22 protein-coding genes are annotated in these 22484 nt (G+C 55.0%); 11 read left to right on the forward strand and 11 right to left on the reverse strand.

The features are described from left to right. Positions 1-442 precede the first annotated feature (442 nt). Both LKE08_RS06585 and LKE08_RS06590 read left to right on the forward strand, forming a co-directional pair. Entirely contained in the window at positions 443-850 is a 408-nt protein-coding gene (locus LKE08_RS06585) for an NAD-binding protein (protein ID WP_324703409.1), read from the forward strand. A 68-nt stretch (positions 851-918) separates the two neighbouring features. Beyond that, the gene (locus tag LKE08_RS06590; protein ID WP_324703410.1) at positions 919-2433 is read left to right on the forward strand and encodes a TrkH family potassium uptake protein; all 1515 of its coding nucleotides are present in this window, start codon (positions 919-921) and stop codon (positions 2431-2433) included. 111 nt (positions 2434-2544) lie between these two features. Here the strand turns inward: LKE08_RS06590 and LKE08_RS06595 are convergent, their stop codons facing one another. Beyond that, positions 2545-2730 (reverse strand): hypothetical protein, encoded by a 186-nt coding sequence (locus LKE08_RS06595; protein ID WP_324703411.1) that lies wholly within the window; start codon positions 2728-2730, stop codon positions 2545-2547. A 154-nt stretch (positions 2731-2884) separates the two neighbouring features. On the opposite strand from LKE08_RS06595, the gene LKE08_RS06600 reads away from it, so the two are divergent. Next, on the forward strand, positions 2885-3763 hold the full coding sequence (locus LKE08_RS06600; protein WP_324703412.1) for an NAD(P)-dependent oxidoreductase: 879 nt from the start codon (positions 2885-2887) through the stop codon (positions 3761-3763). Positions 3764-3818: 55 nt separating this feature from the next. Here LKE08_RS06600 and LKE08_RS06605 read toward each other — a convergent pair whose 3' ends face one another. Continuing rightward, positions 3819-5993 (reverse strand): S8 family serine peptidase, encoded by a 2175-nt coding sequence (locus LKE08_RS06605; RefSeq protein WP_324703413.1) that lies wholly within the window; start codon positions 5991-5993, stop codon positions 3819-3821. A gap of 328 nt (positions 5994-6321) precedes the next feature. Between LKE08_RS06605 and LKE08_RS06610 the strand changes: the two genes are divergently transcribed. The 3 genes from LKE08_RS06610 to grxD all read left to right on the forward strand — a co-directional run bounded on the left by LKE08_RS06610 (position 6322) and on the right by grxD (position 7880). Next, a complete protein-coding gene (locus LKE08_RS06610) occupies positions 6322-6978 on the forward strand; it encodes a hypothetical protein (RefSeq protein WP_375341404.1) in 657 nt (218 codons plus the stop codon). 201 nt (positions 6979-7179) lie between these two features. Next, positions 7180-7437, forward strand: a complete 258-nt coding sequence (locus LKE08_RS06615; RefSeq protein WP_324703414.1) for a BolA family transcriptional regulator — start codon at positions 7180-7182, stop codon at positions 7435-7437. Between the two features lie 119 nt (positions 7438-7556). Beyond that, entirely contained in the window at positions 7557-7880 is a 324-nt protein-coding gene (grxD, locus tag LKE08_RS06620; RefSeq protein ID WP_324703415.1) for a Grx4 family monothiol glutaredoxin, read from the forward strand. Between the two features lie 67 nt (positions 7881-7947). Here grxD and LKE08_RS06625 read toward each other — a convergent pair whose 3' ends face one another. Beyond that, on the reverse strand, positions 7948-8196 hold the full coding sequence (locus tag LKE08_RS06625) for a DUF6761 family protein (RefSeq protein WP_324703416.1): 249 nt from the start codon (positions 8194-8196) through the stop codon (positions 7948-7950). 242 nt (positions 8197-8438) lie between these two features. On the opposite strand from LKE08_RS06625, the gene LKE08_RS06630 reads away from it, so the two are divergent. Together LKE08_RS06630 and LKE08_RS06635 are read left to right on the forward strand one after the other, a co-directional pair. After that, positions 8439-8582 (forward strand): hypothetical protein, encoded by a 144-nt coding sequence (locus LKE08_RS06630; RefSeq protein ID WP_324703417.1) that lies wholly within the window; start codon positions 8439-8441, stop codon positions 8580-8582. Positions 8583-8664: 82 nt separating this feature from the next. Next, positions 8665-9420, forward strand: coding sequence for a response regulator transcription factor (locus tag LKE08_RS06635; RefSeq protein ID WP_324703418.1), 756 nt, complete (start codon positions 8665-8667; stop codon positions 9418-9420). 239 nt (positions 9421-9659) lie between these two features. Here the strand turns inward: LKE08_RS06635 and LKE08_RS06640 are convergent, their stop codons facing one another. Next, the gene (locus LKE08_RS06640; RefSeq protein ID WP_324703419.1) at positions 9660-11036 is read right to left on the reverse strand and encodes an aldehyde dehydrogenase; all 1377 of its coding nucleotides are present in this window, start codon (positions 11034-11036) and stop codon (positions 9660-9662) included. A gap of 176 nt (positions 11037-11212) precedes the next feature. Here LKE08_RS06640 and LKE08_RS06645 point away from each other — a divergent pair, with 176 nt between their 5' ends. After that, positions 11213-13246 carry a flavin-dependent dehydrogenase gene (locus LKE08_RS06645; protein WP_324703420.1) on the forward strand — a complete coding sequence of 678 codons (2034 nt, stop codon included), beginning with the start codon at positions 11213-11215 and terminating at the stop codon, positions 13244-13246. Positions 13247-13307: 61 nt separating this feature from the next. Here LKE08_RS06645 and LKE08_RS06650 read toward each other — a convergent pair whose 3' ends face one another. Both LKE08_RS06650 and LKE08_RS06655 read right to left on the reverse strand, forming a co-directional pair. After that, complete coding sequence (locus LKE08_RS06650) at positions 13308-14213, reverse strand: SPFH domain-containing protein (protein WP_324703421.1); 906 nt, start codon at positions 14211-14213, stop codon at positions 13308-13310. A gap of 5 nt (positions 14214-14218) precedes the next feature. Further along, positions 14219-14497, reverse strand: a complete 279-nt coding sequence (locus LKE08_RS06655) for a hypothetical protein (RefSeq protein ID WP_324703422.1) — start codon at positions 14495-14497, stop codon at positions 14219-14221. A gap of 195 nt (positions 14498-14692) precedes the next feature. Here LKE08_RS06655 and LKE08_RS06660 point away from each other — a divergent pair, with 195 nt between their 5' ends. Continuing rightward, positions 14693-15229, forward strand: coding sequence for a helix-turn-helix transcriptional regulator (locus LKE08_RS06660; protein ID WP_324703423.1), 537 nt, complete (start codon positions 14693-14695; stop codon positions 15227-15229). A 186-nt stretch (positions 15230-15415) separates the two neighbouring features. Here LKE08_RS06660 and LKE08_RS06665 read toward each other — a convergent pair whose 3' ends face one another. Next, on the reverse strand, positions 15416-15961 hold the full coding sequence (locus LKE08_RS06665) for a response regulator (protein WP_324703424.1): 546 nt from the start codon (positions 15959-15961) through the stop codon (positions 15416-15418). 229 nt (positions 15962-16190) lie between these two features. On the opposite strand from LKE08_RS06665, the gene LKE08_RS06670 reads away from it, so the two are divergent. Continuing rightward, entirely contained in the window at positions 16191-18224 is a 2034-nt protein-coding gene (locus LKE08_RS06670; protein ID WP_324703425.1) for an FAD-dependent oxidoreductase, read from the forward strand. Between the two features lie 523 nt (positions 18225-18747). Here LKE08_RS06670 and LKE08_RS06675 read toward each other — a convergent pair. The 4 genes from LKE08_RS06675 to LKE08_RS06690 all read right to left on the reverse strand — a co-directional run bounded on the left by LKE08_RS06675 (position 18748) and on the right by LKE08_RS06690 (position 22320). Beyond that, on the reverse strand, positions 18748-19188 hold the full coding sequence (locus tag LKE08_RS06675) for a hypothetical protein (RefSeq protein WP_324703426.1): 441 nt from the start codon (positions 19186-19188) through the stop codon (positions 18748-18750). Positions 19189-19347: 159 nt separating this feature from the next. Next, positions 19348-20496, reverse strand: a complete 1149-nt coding sequence (gene lpxB / locus LKE08_RS06680) for a lipid-A-disaccharide synthase (RefSeq protein WP_324703427.1) — start codon at positions 20494-20496, stop codon at positions 19348-19350. After that, complete coding sequence (gene lpxA / locus LKE08_RS06685; RefSeq protein ID WP_324703428.1) at positions 20493-21305, reverse strand: acyl-ACP--UDP-N-acetylglucosamine O-acyltransferase; 813 nt, start codon at positions 21303-21305, stop codon at positions 20493-20495. Before lpxA ends, lpxB begins: the two co-directional genes overlap by 4 nt. 313 nt (positions 21306-21618) lie before the next feature. Beyond that, on the reverse strand, positions 21619-22320 hold the full coding sequence (locus tag LKE08_RS06690; RefSeq protein WP_324703429.1) for a DUF433 domain-containing protein: 702 nt from the start codon (positions 22318-22320) through the stop codon (positions 21619-21621). Positions 22321-22484 lie beyond the last annotated feature (164 nt).

Below are 22484 nucleotides of genomic sequence, written 5' to 3' on the forward strand. Positions count from 1 at the left end.
AAAAATCCTTGCTCCTGTCTCCCATCAACGGTTTTCATTGTCGCCCTCGACAATTTTTAACCGAGAATGAAACGGCCCTGCTTAACAAGGGGGGAGCCAAAGGATGTTTCGCTTTGATTGATACAGGGAAAGTCTCAAGGGGACTTCGACTTCTAGGTATTTAACTGGATTCGATATAAATCGGGAAAATCCAATCAAAGCCCCCAGGATTGGGGGTTTGGGGGCGACTGGCAACCAACATTCGACCAAAGTTAGAGGCGCGATCGCGGAAATTCGACTAAAATAAACGTAATTTTCAGGTTTCGTCCGATCTGATTTGGGGTGCAAATTTTCATCGATTTGCCATCGACCCGAAGATAGATTTGACGGCCGAATTTGAGTGGGAGGCGGGGCAATCGCGCCTTCCCCAGCGAGTCGATTTTTCCAGATTATTCATTAAAAGATGTACATCATTATCGTAGATGCGGGGCCGGAAGGTTCAAGTTTGATCGATTTGGCAGTTGAAGAAGGGCATGAAGTGGCGCTCATCGATTCCCACGAAGACCGGGCGAGGGCGGTCTTGAAAAAGCACCAGATCCGCGTCTTCCAGGCGGATATTGCCGAAGGTGCCATTCTCGAAGAAGCCGAAGCCAGCCGCGCCGATGCACTGGTCGCCACCACGAGCGACGATTCGATCAACTTGATGGCCATGTTCATGGGTAAAGAACTCGGCATCGAAACCCTCGTCAGCGTCGTCAATGAAAAATTGCACCAGAGCTTATTCAAACGCCTCGATGTCGCCATCCTCGGAGATCCGGAAGTGATTATCGCCCGACAACTCTATCAACTCCTCAACCGCAAGAGAAATTGACAGTCAGACACCCCATCGAAAAACTTGATTTCAACTGACTGAAAGCCTTTAGAATTTTCTAGGAAACAGTGAATCCATATATTAAAACGACTCTCCGCGACCTCGGTTTATTGCTGCACATCCCCGGCGCGATGGCCGTCATTTCCCTGCCCGTTTGCGTGATATTTGGCGAATATTATGCCCTGCTCTCATTTCTGGGGACGGCGGCGATCTCCTTCGCCATCGGACAAGGGCTGTATCGCCTTTTCAAAAAAGCCGAAGAATCCCGTTTACCCCACGCCCTGCTCACCGTCGGTTTGGGTTGGTTTCTGATTCCCTGTCTGGGATCTATACCCTTTATCTTAATCGCATCTCACCTGTCACAAACTCCCCTCACGCCCCTGACTATTTTTTACTTTCAAAATCCCTGGAATGCCCTCTTTGAAGCGTTCTCGGGGTTTACGAGTACGGGGCTCTCCGTCGCCCTGCATTCGAGCGAGTTGCCGAATATTTTGCTGTGGTGGCGTTCCCTGATGGAGTGGATTGGCGGGGTTGGCGTCATCGTCTTGATGATTTCCATTTTGGAGCCGAGTACGGACGCCTATCAATTGTACAGCGCCGAAACTCGGAACACAAAAATCGGTCTGACGATCACCGAAACCGTGCAGAAAATATGGAAAATTTACCTGATTTATACCGCGATCGCGATCCTGTTGTTGCGGGTGGCGGGGATGTCCTGGTGGCACGCCATCAACCACGGGATGACGGGAATTTCGACGGGCGGTTTCTCGATTCCGGACGACAGTATCGCCGCCTACGACACGCGAATTCAGGCGGCGGTCATTCTCGTTATGATCGCCGGTGCCATCAGCTTCCCGGTTCACTACCAACTCATTTATAAGGGGCGGTTGAAAGCGCTGTGGCAGGACAGCCAACATCGGGCGCTGTGGATACTTCTCGTCGTCGGTTCGTTGCTGCTATTTTTTGAAACTTACTGGTTCCACGGTCAATTTCACTGGCTCGACAGTGTATTTCAGTGGGCTTCGGCTCTGGGAACTTGCGGTTTTTCTACGGTAAACTTGAAGGAATGGCTGACCGTAGAAAAATTAATTTTGACCGTCGGGATGATTTTTGGCGGCGCTTCGGGTTCCACCGTCGGCGGATTGAAATTGACGCGGGTGGTGTCGCTGTTCAAAGCGATTTTGTGGCGCGTCCAGCGCGTCACCCTCGCCCCCCACCAAATGATGTATTACAAGTTGGATGGCAAGGTGATTTCGGAGACGCAAGCGAACCGCCGCATCGAGTCGGCGGCGGTGCTGGGGGCCCTGTGGTTGAGCGCGATCGCGATCAGTATTTTCATACTGATCAATATTGTCGGCCCGGAGTATACGTTGGCGGACGTGATTTTCGAGTCGGCTTCGGCCCTGGGAAGTGTCGGTTTATCGACGGGAATTACCGGCCCGACTTTGCCCTGGCTGGGTAAAGTTATTTTGATGTTGTTGATGTGGATGGGGCGCTTGGAAATCGTCCCGGTTCTCCTGTTGATTTCTTGGCCGTTGGGCCGCTTTAAAAGCCAAGTCAGTCGCCGGATTCGGAAGCTGTAGCGATCGCCCGTCCGCGTCGGGGATGTGGCATCGCGATCTCGAAATTAGACCGTGTAAGGGGGGCGGTTGGTTGGGGTTTAAAAATGACGGTAGATGCACGCAATTTTAAAATTAATCTTTGGATTCGCGATCGCCCGCTTCGGATTTGGATTTGTCGGACAAACCCGCCATCGCCCAAGACATACTCACCATGAAAGCTTTCGCGATCGCCTTTTCGGATTCAGTTTCGGATTCAGTTTGCGGGGTGTCCGGGTCGGATTGGGGATTTTTGGAATTCTCGTTATTTTCATCGGTCATTATCAGATCTCCTCGGCACTTCGGTGGATTTCTCATATTCTTTAATTCTATCATTGCCCTACATATCCCGTCCGAAATTGGCGAATGTCGGGGCGATTATCCAAATGTTGGAATCTGCACTAAAATCGATCGCGTCGTTCAGCGCAGCATCGAAATGATGAAAACCGCATTTTTGGGACTCGGCGTGATGGGGGGCCACATGGCGGCCAATCTAGCCCGGGGGGGTTACGATGTCAGGGCGTGGAACCGCACCCCCGATCGCCCCGGGGTCGCGATCGCCCGGGAGGGGGGCGCCGAAATCGCGAACAGCATCCGGGATGCCGTCGCCGAGGCGGAAGTGATCTGCACCTGCGTGGGAGACGTCCCCGACGTGGAAGAAGTCATCCTCGGGCCGGGCGGTATCGCCGAATTTGCCAAACCGGGGGCGATCGTCGTAGACTTGAGCACCATCGGACCGGCCGCCGTCGCCCCCATCGCGGAAGCCCTGAAATCCCGGAAAATTCAGTTTTTGGACGCCCCCATTTCCGGCGGAGATGTCGGCGCGAAAAACGGCACGCTGACGATCATGGTGGGGGGAGAAGCGGACGCCTTTGAAACCTGCAAACCCCTGTTCGAGGCGATGGGCAAAAATATCCGCCACTGCGGGCCGAGCGGCAGCGGTCAGGGGGTGAAATTGTGCAATCAAATCCTCTGTTCCCTCACCTTGGTGGGGGTGTGCGAGGCGATGCTGCTGGCCGAACGCCAGGGTATCGACCCGCAGTTGGTGGTGGAAGTGTGCGGCACCGGCGCGGCGGGTTCCTGGGCCCTGTCGAATTTGGGAGAAAAGGTGGCGGACGGGGATTTCGCCCCCGGTTTCATGATCCGCCACATGGTCAAAGATTTGCGGTTGGTACAGGAGGCCCTATCCCGATATTTGCCGGGAGTGGAACTGGCCGATCGCCTCTTCAAAGTCGTCCGCGACCTGGACGGTGGCGACGGAGCGATGCAGGGCACCCAGGCGATGATCCGCGCTTATCGGGAAGAAGAAAATTGATAATTATCAATTATCAATTATCAATTATCAATTCTTTTCCCTGCCCCTCCGCTCCCTAAAGACCCAGATCCAATTTCCACCCCTTCAGCTTTCCGGTGTGTTCGGGGGCCCGGTCGATCGCCGTCAGCCGCCAGGTTCCTTGGGGGGAGAGGTTGAGCAATTCCCGCAGGTAGGGGGTGCTCTGGAGGGTGTAAGTGGTTTTCAGGGACGTGCTGCGGCCGAGGGTGCGGTTTTGCAGCAGTACCGCCTTGCCGCCGGGTTCGACCAGGTGAATTTCCACATCCCCCAAAAATTCGTGTTCGACTTCGACGCTCACCTGGATGTCTAAAATCGGGCTGGTGTCGGAAATGGAGATGCGGCTGCTGGCCCCCTCGCCATCGTCGTCGGGGATGGCCAGGGTTTGAGCGTTCGATCGCTCCACCCGGCGGGAAACCTGCTGGCGGGTCGCCTGTTTGCTTTTCGCCATTTTCACGGCTTTTTCGGCGTTGACGCGGCCGTAGCCGAACCACTGGCAGTAGCCGTTGCGATCGTAACTGCCCATGCTGATGCCCAATTGGGGGTCGGGGTCGGGATCGACCATCTTATCGGCGGTTTGTTCGATGATGCGGCGCACCTCCTGGGCACTCAACTGGGGGTTGACGGACAAGACCAAGGCGGCGACCCCGGCGACGACGGGGGTGGCGCTGGAGGTGCCGCCGAAATAGGGGGTGAAGTCCTCGTGGTCGTAGCCCGCCGCACCCATGCGATCGGTGGTGAAGACGCCCAACCCCTCCAGGGTGCTGCGAATCGCCGGGGGCGTGCCGATGTAGCCCGTTTCCTGGAGCCACATTCCGGGGGGGGCGTTGTTGCTGGGGGCGCAGACGGAAATTCCGGTGCCCCAATTGCTGTAGGCGGCTTTTTTGTTGAGGCTGGTGCAGGCGGAGACGGCGATGACGTCGGGGTGGACGGCGAATCCGGCCAGCCATCTCGTCCGGCCTTTGATGACGTTGTTGGGCCAGCCGCTCTCGTTGAGGGTGCCGTTGATGGGGCGGTTGGCGTTGCCGGCGGCGAAGACGATGACGCAGCCACGGCCGTTGCGGCCCCGGGTGGCGGCTTTGGTGATGACGGCCCGCTGGCGCAGGGAGAGGGGGAAGTAGACGGCGCTGGCCCCCCAACTGCAGGAGATCACCGAGGCGCCGCGATCGATGGCCCAGTCGAACATCTTTTCAACCGACTCGTCGTCGAGGTAGCCGGTGGTGCGGATCGGCATCAGGGCGCAGCCCGGGGCGACTCCGACGATGCCCTTGCCGTTTTCTTCGGCGACCGCCACACCGGCGCAGGCGGTGCCGTGGTTGTCGGAGGGGGAGTCGGGCAGGGGGAGGCGATCCTGGCCTTTGAGGTCGAGGGGGGCGACGATTTTGCCCAACCCCCGGAAGTCGGTGTGGTTGATGTCTACCGAGTCGTCGGTGATGGCGACGACGACGGAGCGGTTGCCGCGGGTGATGTCCCAGGCGCCTTCCACGGAGATGTGGGAGTTGGTGGCCACGCCGTTGCCCCCGCCGTTGTGGAGGTACCACTGGCGGTTGTAGAGGGGGTCCCGGGGCCGGTAGTAGGATTGGCTTCTGACGATGATGTTGGGTTCGGCGGTGAGAACTTCCGGATTCCAGGTCAGGCGGTTGGAGATTTTGATCGGGTTTTCGAGACTGCGCGAGCCCAATTCGTAGACGAAGGTGTTGGGGATGCCCTCGACGGGTTTGAGCAGGTGGAGGCCCTGGGTGGCGGCGATCGCGTTTCGCGTCTGTTCCCCGACGCTCTCATCGAACTGGATGGTGATTTGGTTGGTCAGATATAAGACCATCCCGGGGTCGTTTTCGACCCGGTAGACGTGGCTGGCGAAGGCGATGCGATCGGATTGGCGGGCCAGTTCCATCGCCTCGTCGAGTTGGGTGGATTCTACCTGAACCTCGCTGAGTCCCGGCGGAACGTAGGCGGTGTTTTTGATGTGGATGGGCAGGTTCCCCAAGTCGTCGCCGACGGCGACGACGGGATCGAATTGGCCGTCCGGTTTGAGCCCCGGTTGCTGGCCCGGGCCGGCCGTGGGTGAGAGTCGCACCGTGAAGCGATCGGGGATTTTTTGAATGGGGAGTTCTTCTCCGCCCCGCTGTAAAATGCTGTCGATGCTGTCTTCTGGAACGCCGATGCCCTGGTACTCTTGTGCCAAGATGCCGGACGGGTTGACTGGTGATGTCATCTTGTCGTAATCCTCGCTGGTCTAAATTCTCTCATTCACCACCTGAACGGATGCGATCGGGATGGTTTTGGGGATTGATGCGGTGGAGACGATCGCCGATCCCCTCAAAACTATACCGCCGCGTGCCGGGTGTGGGGTGTGGGGTGTGGGGGCAGAGGAGGCAGGGGGGTAGGGGGGCAGGGGAGCAGGGGGGCACAGGAGGTAGGGGAGGCAGGTGATCGGGCATTCGCAAGCGATCGGGCGAAGTCTCCAATTTTGGCCAAGGAATGATAAGATCCGTGAAGTTCAATGACCTTTCGTGTCGCGATCGCGCAACTTCTACATCATTATGCTGTCCCCTGGAACTGTCCGCTCTCCCGAAGTTATTGCCAGTTTGTCGGCATCCGTCCTGGCGGTTTTCACCCTCCTGGGTGCCGGCTGGGCTGTCGCCCAAGATTCCTCGAATCCCGACGGAATGGGCGAAGAGTCGGAGTTGGAAATGCCGGTCGAAGTGACGCCGAACCGAGAGCCGTCCAACCCCCAAGATACGCGCCCGCTGAGTCTCGAAAGTAGTTTTTTGAGCGTCCAGGGGGGGGAGCGGCTGTTAGCGGAGGCCAGCGAAGCGATCGCCGACGAAAATTATGACGAAGCGGCGGAGAAACTGCAAGAGGCCCGCCAAATTTTCAACCAACTCTCCAATTTTTACCAACAGTTGGCCACCAGTTTCTCGGGCATCGACAACCGCATCGCCGACGAACACCGCAATCGCGCCCGGGACACCGCCCAACTGCGGGACAACGCCACCTACCAACTGGCCCTGGTTCACCGCGCCCAAAACCAACCGGAATTGGCGGTTCCGCTACTGGTCCAAATCATCCGCTCCCAAGCCCCCACCCGCGACCTCGGCAAAAAAGCCTACCAACAATTGCTCGAATTGGGCTTCGTCAGCACCCCCTTACCGGGCGGCGCCGCCCCGGAACAATCCACCTCTTCCAACCCGCAATAATATTCAAAACCCGAAAAGCTCTCAGATGGGGGGCAGGGGGGCGATCGGAGGCGACCGGAGGCACAGGGGTTCCAGAAGCATCCTCCGCTTTCTATTCCCTATTCCCTATTCCTTATTCCCTATTCCCTATTCCCTACTCCCTACTCCCCATCTTCAAGGAGTATGTCAAAATGGGGAGACGCAGTTTATTGAAGGAAATCTATGGTCACTCTCGATCAAGTCGAGGCGATGATTCAATCCGAGTTGCCCGACGCTTTCGTCAAGGTCGAAGATCTCGGCGGTGGCGACCACTTGCAGGCGATCGTTGTTTCGTCCGCCTTCGAGGGGCAAACCCTGGTCAAACAGCATCAAATGGTTTATAAAGCGGTTAAGGAAGCGATGGCGACCGAGGCGATCCACGCCCTGGCCCTCAAAACCTACACCCCCCAAGGGTGGGAAAAAGTGAATCAAGCCGCTTGATCTCGCTCCCCTCGGGGGGATGAGTCAACGGTTCGGGGACGGGGTAACGCCTCACTCGCCCAATTTGATTGCGTCAAATCGCTGCTCAGTATTTCGTCAACTCAACCGAACACGCCATTATGACTTCTGAAACGCAAGCCAAAATTGAAAAGCTCATCAACGATAACAAAATCTTCGTTTTCATGAAGGGGACGAAGCTGATGCCCATGTGCGGGTTTTCCAACAACGTGGTTCAAATTCTCAACAGCATGGGAGTCCCGTTTGAAACCTGCGATGTTTTGGAAGAGCCCGAAATTCGTCAGGGCATCAAGGATTATTCTAGCTGGCCGACCATCCCCCAGGTTTACATCAACGGGGAATTTGTCGGGGGGTCGGACGTGATGATCGAGTTGTACCAGAAGGGTGAACTGCAGCAAATGCTCGAAGTCGCCCTCGCGTCCTAAACCGTCGCCAAAGTTTCGGAACGGTGACAAACAAACCCAGCCCGAAAGCGGCTGGGTTTGTTATCGTCTAATAGTAGTCCACTTCCGGCTGTGGGAGGGGCATCTCGAAGTTGGACGGGTCGTGAATGTACCGGAACGTCTCCTCCTCCAGGCGGTGAACCTGGAAGGGTTCGAGGACGCTGGCGTGTCTGAGGGCGGCGATGTAGCCATCGACAAACATTCTCAGCTCGTCGTGGCGGTAGCCGCGATTCCACAGTTCGACGAGAGAATCCGTGAGTTTTTGATAGTGCCGGATGGTGAGTGCGTTCTGTAACATGGTGGGAACCTCAAGTCATCTCTAGGTTATGAGCCAATCGGGGGAGCCGAAGGGAGGAAGAGCGATTTTCGCTTAATGTTTTCTTTCGTTTTCTACACCTCGATGAGATGGATTTTTGGCATTTTAGCGAATTTCTTCTGATTTAACAGACCCTCGCTCCTAAGAATAGGTTTCCCCGCTGCGATCGCAGACCGTTCAAGGGATCTCCGACTCGTTTGCGGTCGGCAACTGGCACCCCAAAAATGTTGCCGGATCTCGTCCGGGGTCGGAGTTCGGACGGCGATCGCCCGATTCGACCCGAGGGGAAACTCAACCCGGTGCCCTTCAGTTTCTATTTTACCGCGACTCCCGAAACGGTTCGGGAAGGGGCCAGATCATCAGGTTGACACGGGGTAACAGGAGTTACAAAATCATGACTCCGGCCCTGTTAACCTTGAGTTTAATTATTGATAAGGGAAGCTGGCACCAGTGGGATCTGCTTGTATTTCAATCATTGAAGGAAATCCACACCTGCGATCGCTTTTGGGTTGGCATCTTCAGCACGTCGGTTATTCGGTATTTCAATCCGCAGACCTTCATCATGCTCGGGAGGTGTTTTTCAACAATCAGCCCAATTTGGTCGTCCTCGATGCGGAATTGCCGGACGGAAACAGTTTGGAGTTTTGTCAGTGGCTGCAACGGCAACGGCAGGCTTTGGTATTGATGCTTTCGGCCCGCAAAGGCGAGGCGGATATCGTCCGCGGCTTGAGGGCCGGGGCTGACGATTATCTGACCAAACCGTTCGGAATGCAGGAGTTTTTGGCCCGCACCGAATCGCTGATGCGCCGCCACCGCACCTTGGCCCCCCCGACCCATTTGGATTACGGGGCCCTCAAAATCGATCTGGTGCAGCGCCGCGTCCGCCTGCAAGGATTGTTGATCGAACTGACCCCCCAAGAGTATAGTTTATTGTACGTTTTGGCTCAGGCGGGGGGGGAACCGTTGACCCGTTCGGAACTGTTGCGCCGCGCCTGGCCGGACTCTATCGACAATCCCCGCACCATCGACACCCACGTTTTATCTTTGCGAAAAAAGGTGGAAACCGACCCCCGCCAACCCAGCCTCGTCCAGACGGTCCGCAACGTCGGCTATCGGCTGAATTTGGAGGTTCTCAAACCCGACCCGGTTCCCTATCCGAGTCTGAACGGCAATCTTCCCCCCGTGCGGGTGAAAACGGGAAGTTGAGGCGGGTTTCTGCCGTCCGGCCGTGGAAACCTCTCAATTGTCGATCCCCAAAAACGGCGATCGCGGGTTTGGGTTTGGGAAAAATTTCCTCTGCGCCCTCTGCGTGTGGAGTGGTTTTCTCAGAGCCGATCATCCCCGAGACATCTATATATATGTCGGCACAGATCCCCATGATTAAAGGATAAGTCAAGTCCGGGAATTTGTCAACCCCAAATCCCGGACATTTGCCCCGGCAAACCTCACTTTTTGATCGCGGACTTCATCAAATCAACTTTACCCTTGTAGGGGGCGTATCGCAGGGGAATATCAAAGAGGAAAGTTTGCTTCAAGACACTCTTGTAATGGGAGAAGGTGTCGAAACTGGCTTTGCCGTGATAGCTGCCCATGCCGCTTTCCCCGACACCGCCGAAGGGCAGGGTGGGACTGCCGACGTGCAGGACGGTTTCGTTCAAACCGAGGCCCCCGGAAGAGGTTTCGGCTAAGATGCGTTTTTGCTTGTTTTTGTCGCGGGAAAAAAAGTAGAGGGCGAGGGGTTTGGGTCGGGCGTTAATTTGGGCGATCGCATCTCCCAAATCATCATATTCCAAAACCGGAAGAATCGGCCCGAAAATTTCATCTTCCATGACCGGAGATTCCCAAGATATCCCGTCAATGAGAGTCGGGGCGATGTAGCGATCGCTCTCATCCGTCTCGCCGCCGACGACAATATTTCCGTCTTTCAACAATTCCGCCAATCTCGCAAAATGGTGGTTATTGATAATTCTGGCATAGTCCGGGCTGGTTTGCGGTTGGGAACCGAAAAACGATTCAATGGTCGCTTTCATCGCATCGATCAGATCGGGTTTGATGGCGCGATCGACCAACAGATAATCCGGGGCGATGCAGGTCTGTCCGGCGTTGATACACTTGCCCCAAATAATCCGCTTCGCGGTATATTCCAACTGGATATCCGCATCGACGATACAGGGACTTTTCCCCCCCAATTCCAACGTCACGGGGGTGAGGTGTTTGGCGGCGGCTTCCATGACGATTTTGCCGATCCGCTTTCCCCCGGTAAAGAAGATGCGATCGAACCGTTCCGCCAAGAGTTTTTGGCTGACTTCCACACCCCCCTCGACGACGGCGATGTAGTGGCGATCGAAGGTTTTGCCAATCAGATCCGCCACCACTTTCGAGGTGTGGGGTGCGAGTTCGGAGGGTTTTAAAATCGCACAATTTCCCGCCGCGATCGCCCCCACCAACGGCGAGATAACCAGTTGAAACGGATAATTCCACGGCCCGATAATCAATGCCACCCCCAGGGGTTCGGGATACACCTTGCTAGAAGCCGGAAATTGGGCGAGAGAACCGGAAACCCGCTTCGGTTTCACCCAGCGTTTGAGGTGTTTGAGGGCATAATTGATTTCTGCCAAACAGGAGAGTTCAAATGTGCCCTCCAACTCGGGACGCCGCAAGTCGGCCCGAACCGCCTCTGTGATGGGTTCTTCAAAATCCGCGATCGCCTGTTTCAGCCGTCGCAGTTGGGCCAGCCGGAAGTCCACCTCCCGCGTCTGGCCCGTGGCAAAAAATTGTCGCTGCCGGCGGAGGAGTTCGCCGATGTTGAGATTCTCTGTCATATACCCTGCCGTTTGGATATTTTCAATTATGGTAGCGGGATTACAGGCAGGAGGCCCGTGCTACGGCGATCGCACAATCATTCTGGTCGAACCCGTCCGCTTTCCCTTATGCTTAGTAAAGTGTGCAATTCATAGGAAGGTGGGTCGCAACTGAGGTACGACTGACAACGAGTGACATGAAAGAGCTTCTCTATCTGGAAATTCCAACCCCCCATACACGGCGCGTTTGTACCTGGTTGCAGCAGGCGTTTGAACCCGGAGAGGGGACGAAAATCGCCACGCCGGACGGGTTTCGCCTGCAATTTCCCCCGGGGACGGGCGAACTCTCCGTTTTCGTCTGGCCCTTGCAGCGGACGACTTATCTGAAAGCGTTCCGGGTGGGGACTCCCCCGAGTGCGGAGGAAAATCGGGTTCTAAAGCGACTCGAAACCGAGTTGAGGGCAGAGTTTCCCCACCAGTATCCGGAACCGCCGGCGATCGATTTGTCGCGGCAATCCATTTTTGAAGCCCTCGCCGCGGACTATCCGCAGACGGTCAAATATTTCCAAAAAATCCCCAACGGGGAATACGACCTGACGCGGGTTTACTGGTGGGAAAAACGCTGGCGGGAGGGGGTGAGAAATCCGCAGACGCCGAAGCCGGTGATTTTCAACGATGCCGAGGCTAAAACGGGGAGCGATCGCCCCAATTACGATTTAATTTATGTGGGCGGGGCGTTGGGGGTCATCCACGCTGCTGTCATGGCCCGGTTGGGCTACCGGGTGTTGCTGATGGAGCGCCTCCCCTTCGGCCGTATGAACCGGGAATGGAATATTTCCCGCAGCGAATTGCAAAGTTTGATCGATTTGGGATTATTTACCGGGGCGGAAATTGAAACGTTTATCGCCCGGGAATATAAGGACGGATTCCACAAGTTTTTCGATGCCAACAATCCCCCCGTTGCCAAGGCGGAAATCCTGCACACGCCGACGGTGTTGAATGTGGCGCTGGATGCGGAGAAATTGCTGTTTCTGTGCGGGGAAAAATTGCGGCAGGCGGGGGGGGACATTTGGGACGAAACGGAGTTTGTCCGGGCGGATATCGGGGGCGATCGCGTCACGGTAAAAGCCACCCACCTGCCCGGACGATCGGAACGGATCGCCACCGGACGGTTGTTGGTGGACGCGATGGGGACGGCTTCTCCGATCGCTTGGCAACTCAACGGCGGGCGGGCGTTCGATAGCGTCTGTCCCACCGTGGGGGCGGTGATCGAGGGCGGTTTTGAACCGGGGGTTTGGGATTCCACCTACGGGGACGTTCTCAACAGCCACGGGGATATTTCCCGGGGGCGTCAGTTGATTTGGGAACTGTTTCCCGCCGCCGGAGATGAACTGACGTTTTATCTGTTCCACTATCACAAAATCGACCCGAAAAATCCCGGTTCGCTGCTGGAAATGTACGAGGATTTCTTCACCATTTTGCCCGAATATCGCCGCTGCGATATGGACAAATTGGTGTGGAAAAAAGCGACGTTCGGCTACATTCCCGGACATTTTAGTTTGGGGAATCGCGATCGCAAGGTTGCCTACGATCGCCTGGTCATGATCGGGGATGCGGCCTCTTTGCAGTCCCCACTGGTATTCACCGGATTCGGATCGCTCGTCCGCAATCTTTCCCGCCTGACGGACTTGTTAAATACCGCCCTCAAGCACGATTTATTGAAGGCAAATTACCTGAACCAAATTCGCGCCTACCAAAGCAACGTCGCCGTCACCTGGCTATTCTCAAAGGGCATGATGGTTCCCACCGGACGCCACCTGCCCCCCCAACGCATCAATTCCATCCTGAACACCTTTTTCGGCATCCTCGCCACCGAACCCCCGGAAGTGGCGGATACCTTCATCAAAGATCGGGTGGATTGGTGGACCTTCAACCGCCTCGCCCTAAAAGCCGCGCGAACCAATCCCAGGCTGTTATTATGGATTTTGGACTTTATCAGTCCCGGCGAAATCCTCCGCTGGATGGGCAGTTATTTCACCTTCACCGGGCTGGCGTTTGTCAGTTGGCTATTGGGTTGGATTCCCCCCCTCGCCCGCCGTTTTCAACCCTGGTTAGAACCCCGCTATCCGGGCTTGTGGCTGCGGCTGCTGGCGGCGAGTTACGCCCTCACGGACGGGTTGGGACAGCCGCAGGCGCCGATTCCCCACCAGTGGCAGCCGAGGACATCTTGATTGACCCGGAAATCAAGCCCCCCTAACCCCCCAATTCTGGGGGGAACAGTCGAGGGCGAGACTAATTCTGAGGCGCCGCCGCCTTCGGATCGAAGGTGGGGAATGGCGCCGGTCCGCCCTGGTACATGGGGAGGACGCCGTTCCATTTTTCGATCATTTGCTGCTGCAATTCGAGCTCCCGCAGGCGAATGGTCATCGGGGTGACGGTGGAGGCGCCGATTTTTGCCGCTTCCGCGTCCGCCCGGGCTTCGGCGAGTTTGCGTTCGGCTTCGGCTTGGGCGACTTGCAGTTGGGCTTTGGCTGCGATCGCCTGCTGTTCGGCTTGGAAACGGGCGGTCATTTGGGCTTCGATCGCGGCGTCAAAACGGGGTTTGCTGACGAATCCCACGGAGTCGAATTCCACGCCGACGCTTTCAAATTTGTCGTTCAAACAGTCTTGCACGGAAGTCAACAATTCTCCCTGTTTGTTGCCGACGATATCTTCCGGTTTGAGTCCCGCCGCTTTCTGGTTGAAACAGTTGCGGGTTTCGCTGCGGACTAATGTGGCTTTGAATTCCTGGGGATCTTTGAGATATTTTCCGTAGAAATCTTTGATTTTTTCGGTGTTAAAAAAGTAGGAGAGGGAAACGTCCGCGTTGACGCTGGTTCCGCCGACGCCGAAGGTGATACTTTCGTCGATGGGGGACCCTTCATCTTTGGCGGCGGTGAGGATGTAGTATTGGACGTGATCGGGGAAAACGACGATTTCTTCGGTGTAGCTATTGTACCAAACCCGGCCGGTGCTGACGGTGGCATTTTGCACGCCGCGATTGCTTCCGTACATTTCCACCCGCAACCCCACATAGCCGGGGGGGATGCGTTTGACGCTGGTTCCGGGAACCAAACCGCAGGAGGAAACCCCCAAACTGATGAGGGTGGCGAGTCCTGCGAAACGGAAAAAACGACGAAGTAGAGAGGTTTTAATCATGATGATCACCGCTGAGAATCTAAGAGTTGAAATAGGGATGTTTCATCTTCTGGAAAGGTGGCTTTTAGCTGCCGCTGTTGCACTTTGGCGCGATGAATTTTTCGGGTGACGTAGTAAATAGAGGAACCGGGAATGATCACCAGTCCGCTTAAGTAACCGAAAACGCCAAACCAAACTTTGAGGGTACTCGGGGCGCTGACCAAATTGGCGGAGGTTCCGAGAATCCAAAAACATAAAATCAGTTCGCAAAAACCGACAACCAGCCATTTAAGAATGGTTTTCATGGGTTTTAAATTGGGTGCGATCGCGGGAGGTTCTCGACCGTTTTCCCGGCGATTCACCCCTCGTAGGTCTGCATTACTTTCATTATGCCCGATCGCCCTTACACAAGGGGCTATTGTGAAGAAAGATTCACAACTTGAGGGGAAATCCACAACTGTGTATGATCGAAGGTGTGCTTCAGGGGGAGGAGTGGGGGGATGAACCGCAGCCAGTTTGCCGACGCATTTGACGGGTTGACTCCCCGACGCCGACAGGTGTTAAAACTGATGTTATCGGGTTTGGGCGATCGCGACATCGCCGAACGCCTCCACATCACGACTGCGACGGTGAGAAAACATATCGAAAATATTGGCTTGTCCTTCGGATTGAAAAATCAGTTTCCCGACGAACGCCGGTCGAAGCGTTCGGATTTGATCGCGTTATTTTATCAGTACAAACCGGAGTGGGTTACCATTAATTGGGGTCAAACAGAATCGGATTTAAAACTGTCCGAACACGATCATATAGAAAAAGCGATGGATTGGGATTATGCTTCGATTTGCGATCGCGACGTTTTGATCTTAATTGACCGCAGCGGTTCGATGGTGAGGCGGGACGAGGACACCGCCACCCAAACTCGATACGAATATTTGGCGGAAGTGGTGGAGGGGCAGATCGCGGCGATTCTTTCCCACCGCTGCGGGGAACGAAAGATCTGCGATCGCGCCATCCCGAATTGGTGCAACGGATTTTGAACCGGCACCCGAATTCCTAATACAAAGGTATTTTTAACCGGAAAATCTCCCTCTTCTCCCGGTCGCTTCCTCTGCTTCCTGGAGCTCCCGGTCGCCATTTTTCTGGGAGAATGAAATAGCCCTGCTTACAAAGGGAGGCTGGGGGGGATGGGGACGGGGGCGGATTTTCTACCGCTTAAACCCCCATTAATAAACGGCAAGTTCCGGCAAATCATCGAACTTATAAGATAAATTTTTTTGAATTTTTCCAAATACTGAATTAAGCTGTCTCTGGTCGATTGGAAGCAGGTCTAACACTTCCAAAACTCGCTGCAAGCCGAAGGTAATTTCCGCCCGCAAGTGAACCAATTGAAATCCCGCTAACAGATCTTGAGCCCCCTGTTTTGTCGCCCACAACCGTTCGGCTTGCGAGACTTTATCGGCGGTTCCGTGGGTCAAAATAATTTGGATTTCCGGATAGTTCAAATGACACCACCGACAAAATTCGTAGGGACTCTGTTTTTGGCGAATAAAGTGCATGATATCGATTAAACACAGATCCGGAAGTTGACCTTGCCGAGCCCCTTCCCGAACGGCGGATTTCAAATCGATGTCCGGGGGATGAATGAACACGGACAGGCTTTGGGATGCCAAGATCAGATTCCAAATCATCTCCTGTCGTCGGGAAAGTTGCGTGACCCAAACTGTTTTGTAATTGTTGGCGATCATAAAGGTGACTCTCAATAATACCATCAAAATGCACGGGCCTTTCGGCTGTTGTAGAGACACCCAATTCTGAATCAAAGTCGCCCAATTGCCAGCCGGCAGCTTGGGAATATTAAAAAGTCGGAGTTGGACTTACTTAAATTTCAACTCAATGTTACCATCCATAAATGATAGGTTCCGTTCCGGAAGGATATGTAATTTTTTGAGCCTTTTGGAGTTGATGGGAACCTCGGATCATCCACACCCGTTACTGTTAATGCGTCAATTTCCCGAATCACTACAATTCCCATCCCTTTCTCGAAGACAAGTCCTCAAAATTTTAGGAGTCGGTGCAGTGGGTGGACTGTTGGGCTATTCCCGATTCAAAAAACCGCAGCCCACGATCGCCCAACGAGATCCCCTCGACCTCCCCTACCACTCCAACGGCCGCAAGCGCGTCGTCGTCGTCGGGGCGGGTTTGGCGGGGTTAGCCTGCGCCTACGAACTGAGCCGGCGGGGGTTCGCCGTCACCCTGTTGGAGCGATCGCCCCAACTCGGCGGCAAAATCGCCAGTTGGCCGGTGCGGGTGGGGAACGAGACGTTCATGATGGAACACGGGTTCCACGGTTTTTTTCCCCAATATTATAACCTCAACCGCATCGTTCAAGAATTGAACATCGGCGATCATTTTCTATCCCTTAAATTTTACTCCGTCGTCCTCCGAGATGCCACCTACGATCCAGAAGTGTTTCGACCCAACCACTCCGCTTTCCCCTGGAACGTGGTGGATCTGGCGATCGCCTCTCCCAACCGATTTCGCTGGGGCATCAACCTCGCCAAACCCCAGCACTGGCGGGTATTTCGGGAGATCGGCGGTTTCGCCATCCCCGACAGTTTTGAACGCCTCGACGGCCTCTCAGTCAGTGAGTGGGTGGCCGGAGAATTTCCCCGGGGCCTGTACGACCTCTATTTTCTCCCCTTCGCCAAATCCAGTTTAAACGCCCCCGATCGCCTCAGCGCGGGAGAATTGATGCAATTTTTCCACTTTTACTTCTTCGGAAATCCGGAGGGGCTCGCCTTCAACGGAACCCGCCAAGATATGGGAACCGGCCTGGTCAAACCCATCGCCGACGCCATTACCGCCAACGGGGGCGAAATCCGCACCGGCGTCACAGTCTCCGAGGTTCAATGGCGGGACGGACGCATCGATTCTTTACTTTACACCACGGGCAACCCCCGTGGCTCGGTTCCCTTCTGGGTCGATCGCAACCTGGCGTTAAAAGCGGAGGGCGAATATTTCGGGGCGGCGGACGACGTTTACATCCTCAATACCCAAAAAACCGAGGCCACTTCCCTCACCTGCACCCACCAAGGCTGCACCGTCAACCGCCAACCCGACGGCGGCTTTCGCTGTCCCTGTCACGGGGCAGTTTATGACCGCCAAGGCCGGGTCATTTCCGGTCCGGCACGCAAAGACCTACCCCGATTTCACGTCCTCCAATCGGGAGAAAATCGGGTGCAGTTAACCTCCAAAATAAGCAAACCCTCCGAAAATCGGAGGGCTGAAAGGGAGCTAAAACAGGAGGTAAGTTTCACTTACTCTAAACCGGACTTTCCCACCCTGTCCGTTACATCGGCTACACAATCGCCGATCGCTTTGCAGGCGGATTATTATGTTTTCGCCGCAGATGTTCCCGGCGTGCGATCGCTCTTTTCCCGGTCAACGGGGGCGGTTAATGGGGCCTTGCGAGAACGGATCGAAAAATTGGCGATCGCCGATCCCTTCGCCGTTTGTCGTTTTTGGTTCGACCGAGATTTCCCCTGGGAACACAGCCATTTCACCTCCCTTTCCGGCTACCAATTAACCGACAGCATCACCCTCTACCACCGCATCCAAGATCCCTATATCGAATGGCACGAAAAAACGGGCGGCAGCGTCGTCGAACTCCACGCCTACTGTTACAAAGAAGCCGATTTTCCCACCCAAGAGGCACTGTTAAACACCTTTGAATCGGAATTGTATGAAATCGTGCCGGAACTGAAAAAAGCGACGCTGTTACATCGAGAATTGGTAAACCAAAAGAACTTCTCCGGCTATCCCCCCGGCAGTTATGGCGATCGCCCGGAAACGGATTCCGGAGTCTCTAACTTATTCTTCGCCGGAGACTGGGTGAAAATGCCCTTCCCCTGCGGCTTGATGGAACGAGCCGTCAGCAGCGGTTTACTAGCCGCCAACGAGATATTAAACCGGGAAGGACTCCAGAGGCGATCGCTCTTTTCCGTGAATCCAAAAGGGATATTTACGATTTAATTAGATCCCCCCCAGCCCCCCTTAATAAGGGGGGAGCCATTCGATCCCCCCCAGCCCCCCTTAATAAGCAGGGCTGTTTCATTCTCCCCGAAAAATTGCAGAGGGAGCAGAGGGAGCAGAGGGAGCAGAGGGAGCAGAGGGAGATTTTTCGGAATGAAAAGGTATTTTTAACTAAAAAAACCCTTTCTCCTGGCTCCCATTAACGGTTTTCCTCATCATCCTCGACAATTGATAACCGAGAATGAAACGGCCGCGCCGTAATAAGGGGGGAGCCATTCGATCCCCCCCAGCCCCCCTTAATAAGGGGGGAGAAAACCGCAAAAATTCTCTCTCTGTGTTCTCTGTGTCTCTGTGGTTCCAGCCATTTTTTATACTGGTTTACATTTCAAGTCCCCCTTGTCAAGGGGGATTGAGGGGGATCGAACCGTATCGCAGCAGATGGGTTGAATCCAAAAAAGCCCAGTTTTCATCAAAAAGCTGGGCGATTTTTTCGACAATTTAGATTTGAGAAAATGGGGTCTATTTAGTAAATAAAAATCCCCCCGGTGGATTGAACGTTGACCGTGCGAAGACCGGCCTGAGCGCCGCTAGGCCGCACCGTAACCGTCACCACATTATCAACCACATCGACATCGTAATCGAGGCTGAGACCGACATTTGTGGGATTGATCAACAAAAAAGAATCGAGGGGAAGGTTGGTATAACTGATGCTATCCCCCGTCGCCAAATTTGCCGTTCCGCCGGTGGTCAAACCGTACTCCAAAACGACGCCGGACTCGTTCACAAGTGTCAGGCCCACGGGCTCCTGGGGATTGACTCGGGCGACGGGTTGCCAGGGTCCCGGGTTGTACGTCGAAGCCGAGGGCGGGTCTTGGGCCAGAATCATTTCTGCGGGTTTCGCCTGGGCCGCAGACCCAATCAAGAAGACACTACAAAAGGCAACAAAATTGACAAAACGGTTCATATCATTTCTCCAAATACACTGAACGGCGATCGTGTGAGGAGTTGTCTTTATTATCGATCGCTTTGGTCATTTTTGGGCGATCGCTCCGAAATCCCAAGAAACCGGGTTTCTAATAGCATCTCGGGTTCCCATCAAAAATTTTGGTATAAACCGGGTTTCTCAACACTCCAAAATCGTGGCGGCGGCCCGATCGCAGGCTCCTCCGCCCCCCAATGCTTCCCGCATTTCCCGATAGTCAAGCAACATTTTTTCTCGGCGATCGCTATTCGGAAAAAGGGCGATCGCCTCATTTACGATCGCTTCCGGCGTGACCTGATCTTGCAGCAATTCCGGCACGATCGCCTTCATTTCCACCAAATTGGGGGGAGACATGAACGGGATCGAAAATTTCAAAATGTGGCGGGCGATCCAGGCGGTAACGGGACTCACTCGATAAACCACCACCTGGGGCACGTCCAACAATGCCAATTCTAAATTGACCGTGCCCGACTTGGCGATCGCCAAATCCGCCGCCGCCAGGACATCCGCCGTTTCCGAAATGACTTTTGCCCGCAAATTATAATCCGCGATCGCCCCTTCGATATCCCCCCGATACCGTTCCAAAGACAGGGGAATCCAAAACCGAATTTCGGGGTATTTTTCCTGCAAAGTCTGCGCCGCCCGGAACATGACCGGCATCAGATAGCGAATTTCCTGCCATCGGGACGCCGGTAGCAGGGCGATCGCGATCTCGTCGGGGGCAATTCCCAACCGCAGACGGGCTTCAGAGCGCTCTGGATAGGCCTTGAGGCGGTCGATGAGGGGATGACCCACCCAGGTCACGTCCGCCCCCTTCTCGCGAAAATAGCGGGCTTCCTGGGGAAAAATTGCCAGGATGCGATCGCTGAATTTGACGATCTGATCGGTATTTCCCGAACCCAGGGACCAAACCCACTCCTGGGGGGCGATATAGTAAATGACCGGAATCTCGGGAAAACGGCCGTTGACGGTGTTGCCGATGCCGATATTCGGCCCCATGTAATCGATCAAAATCACCAAATCCGGGGGATTCTCCCGCAGGTGACGCCGCACCCGCCACTGCATCTGTAGGGTGGGGATAAAATAGGGCAGGGACTCCCACAGGCCCACGGAACCGATCGCCGTCGTATCCGCCAACAGCATCGCCCCCGCCGCCGCCATTTTCGGACCCCCCAAGGCTGTAATTTCCAGGGGGATATCCATTTCCATCCCCCGCCGCCGCAGCGCCTCCACCAGCAGGGCCCCTTGCAGGTCCCCCGAGACTTCCCCCGTACTGATCAAAATCTTCATTCCGTCTCCGATGTCGATCGCTTTCCGGGAATCAACCCCCGCCGTTCCGGAGTTTGGGAGAGGCGGACGAACCGTTTCAGGTGCTCCAAATGGGGATTTTCCGGGAGTTGTTCCAACTGCGCGATCGCCTCGTCCGTGCGATATCCGGAACGGTAGAGAATCCGAAACGCCTTTTTGAGCCATCCCAAGTCTTCCGACGTCAGACCCGCGCGCTTGAGGCCCACGGCATTGAGCGATCGCACCCGGGACGGGTTCCCCTCCACCAGCATGAACGGGGGCACGTCGCGATCGACCCGACTCATCCCCCCGACCATCGACAACTGGCCGATGCGGACGAACTGGTGCACGCCCAAAACCCCGCTCAGTCGCGCCCGGGACTCGATGTGGACGTGCCCGGCCAGGGCCACCCCGTTGGCAATTACTACCCCATCTTCGATGATGCAATTGTGGCCGACGTGGACGTAGGCCATGATCAAATTGCCATTGCCGATTTCGGTGGCTTCCCCGGCGTAGGTGGCGCGGTTGATGGTGACGTATTCGCGGATGCGGTTATCGTCGCCGATTTTGACGAAGCTTTCGGCGCCCTCGTATTTGAGATCTTGGGTTTCCAAGCCGATGGCGGCGCCGGGGAAAATCTGGTTTCTCGCCCCGATTTCCGTCCATCCGTCGATCACCGCGTGGGGCGCGATCGTCGTTCCGGGGCCGATTTTGACGTTTTCTCCGATTACGGCATAGGCTCCCACCCGTACCGTCGGGTGCAACTGGGCACCGGGACTAATTACTGCGGTCGGGTGGATCAGGGTGGTCATGGAAATGCAATTCGGTTGGCGATCGCTAACTCTGTAGCAGATTTTAGCAGAACCCGCAAGACTCCCCGAACCCGCGATCGCTTCCCGCGAGTTGGGGACGGTTCGGGAAATGGGGCGATCGGCTCATCCCATCTCGAACGGTTCCGATGCGATCGTCTCATCCAAATATTATGGGTTTTGAGGGGTGATTTCGTCGAGCAATTCTGTCGAATTTTTCCAAGCTCTTACTTTTGCGTCGCTCTCAGGATTTCCAGGATGGGATGTTTTCCCAAACAGCGATCGATAAAAAATACCGTTTTTTGACCTTCGTTGATCATGCTGCGATGGGGCGAGTTTCACAGCGGATGGCTTCCTGAATTTTTTCGACTTCGCATTCATAATCATCGGCGATTTGTTCGGGGGAGTCGCCGGCGTGAAATCGTTCGGTGATAATATCCGTCGGTATACCCCTGCCTTCTATTGCCATCCGACCGAAGGCGACGCGAGGATCGATCGCCACGAGGCGGGGGTTATTTTCTTCTTGATTGCGGGTGAAGGGATAGAGTTTGACCGCCAAACCGCGATCGTCGGGTTCGATGCGATCGAGGTGAGCAGTTAATAAATTTTTTAGATTAATTTGTCCTTGGGCAGAGGCGTTAATTTGCAAGCCATACTGTTCGATAAAGAGGTCTACGCCGTCGGTATAAAATTCTTGATGGGCGAGAGGATGGGGCGTTTTAAATTGTTCGTCGATGTAATCTAATGCTGTTCTGACTTTGGCTAAATCCAGATTGTGATCTTGCCGAATCGCCCGCAAAACATGAATTTCAATTAAGTTGATAAAGCTCAGGCGTAAGGGGTTCTTGACTGACGTTTCAATCAAGGGGCGGAATTGTTTATGTCCGTCGTTGACCGGATATTTTCTGCCAACTGTCCAAGCTCGAATTGTTGAAGCCGGAATCTTCAGATAGCGGGCTGCATCTCCAGCCGAGTAGCTGGGAATGTCCCTTGGGTCCTGACCGCCATAGATATCCATTGCCTTAACTTTTTGTTCCTCCCGATGTTTATATTATACCCTATAACGCTATGGGTTTCTTACTCGATCTTAGCTTTATCGTAGTGGACCGTTTCAGCTCAAACGAGGCAATATTCAAAACGGAGCATCGGGCATCTTGCCTGTGGATTCAGATCCGATCCCCT

The organism is Lyngbya sp. CCY1209 (assembly GCF_035615495.1).
GTDB lineage: Bacteria > Cyanobacteriota > Cyanobacteriia > Cyanobacteriales > Microcoleaceae > Limnospira.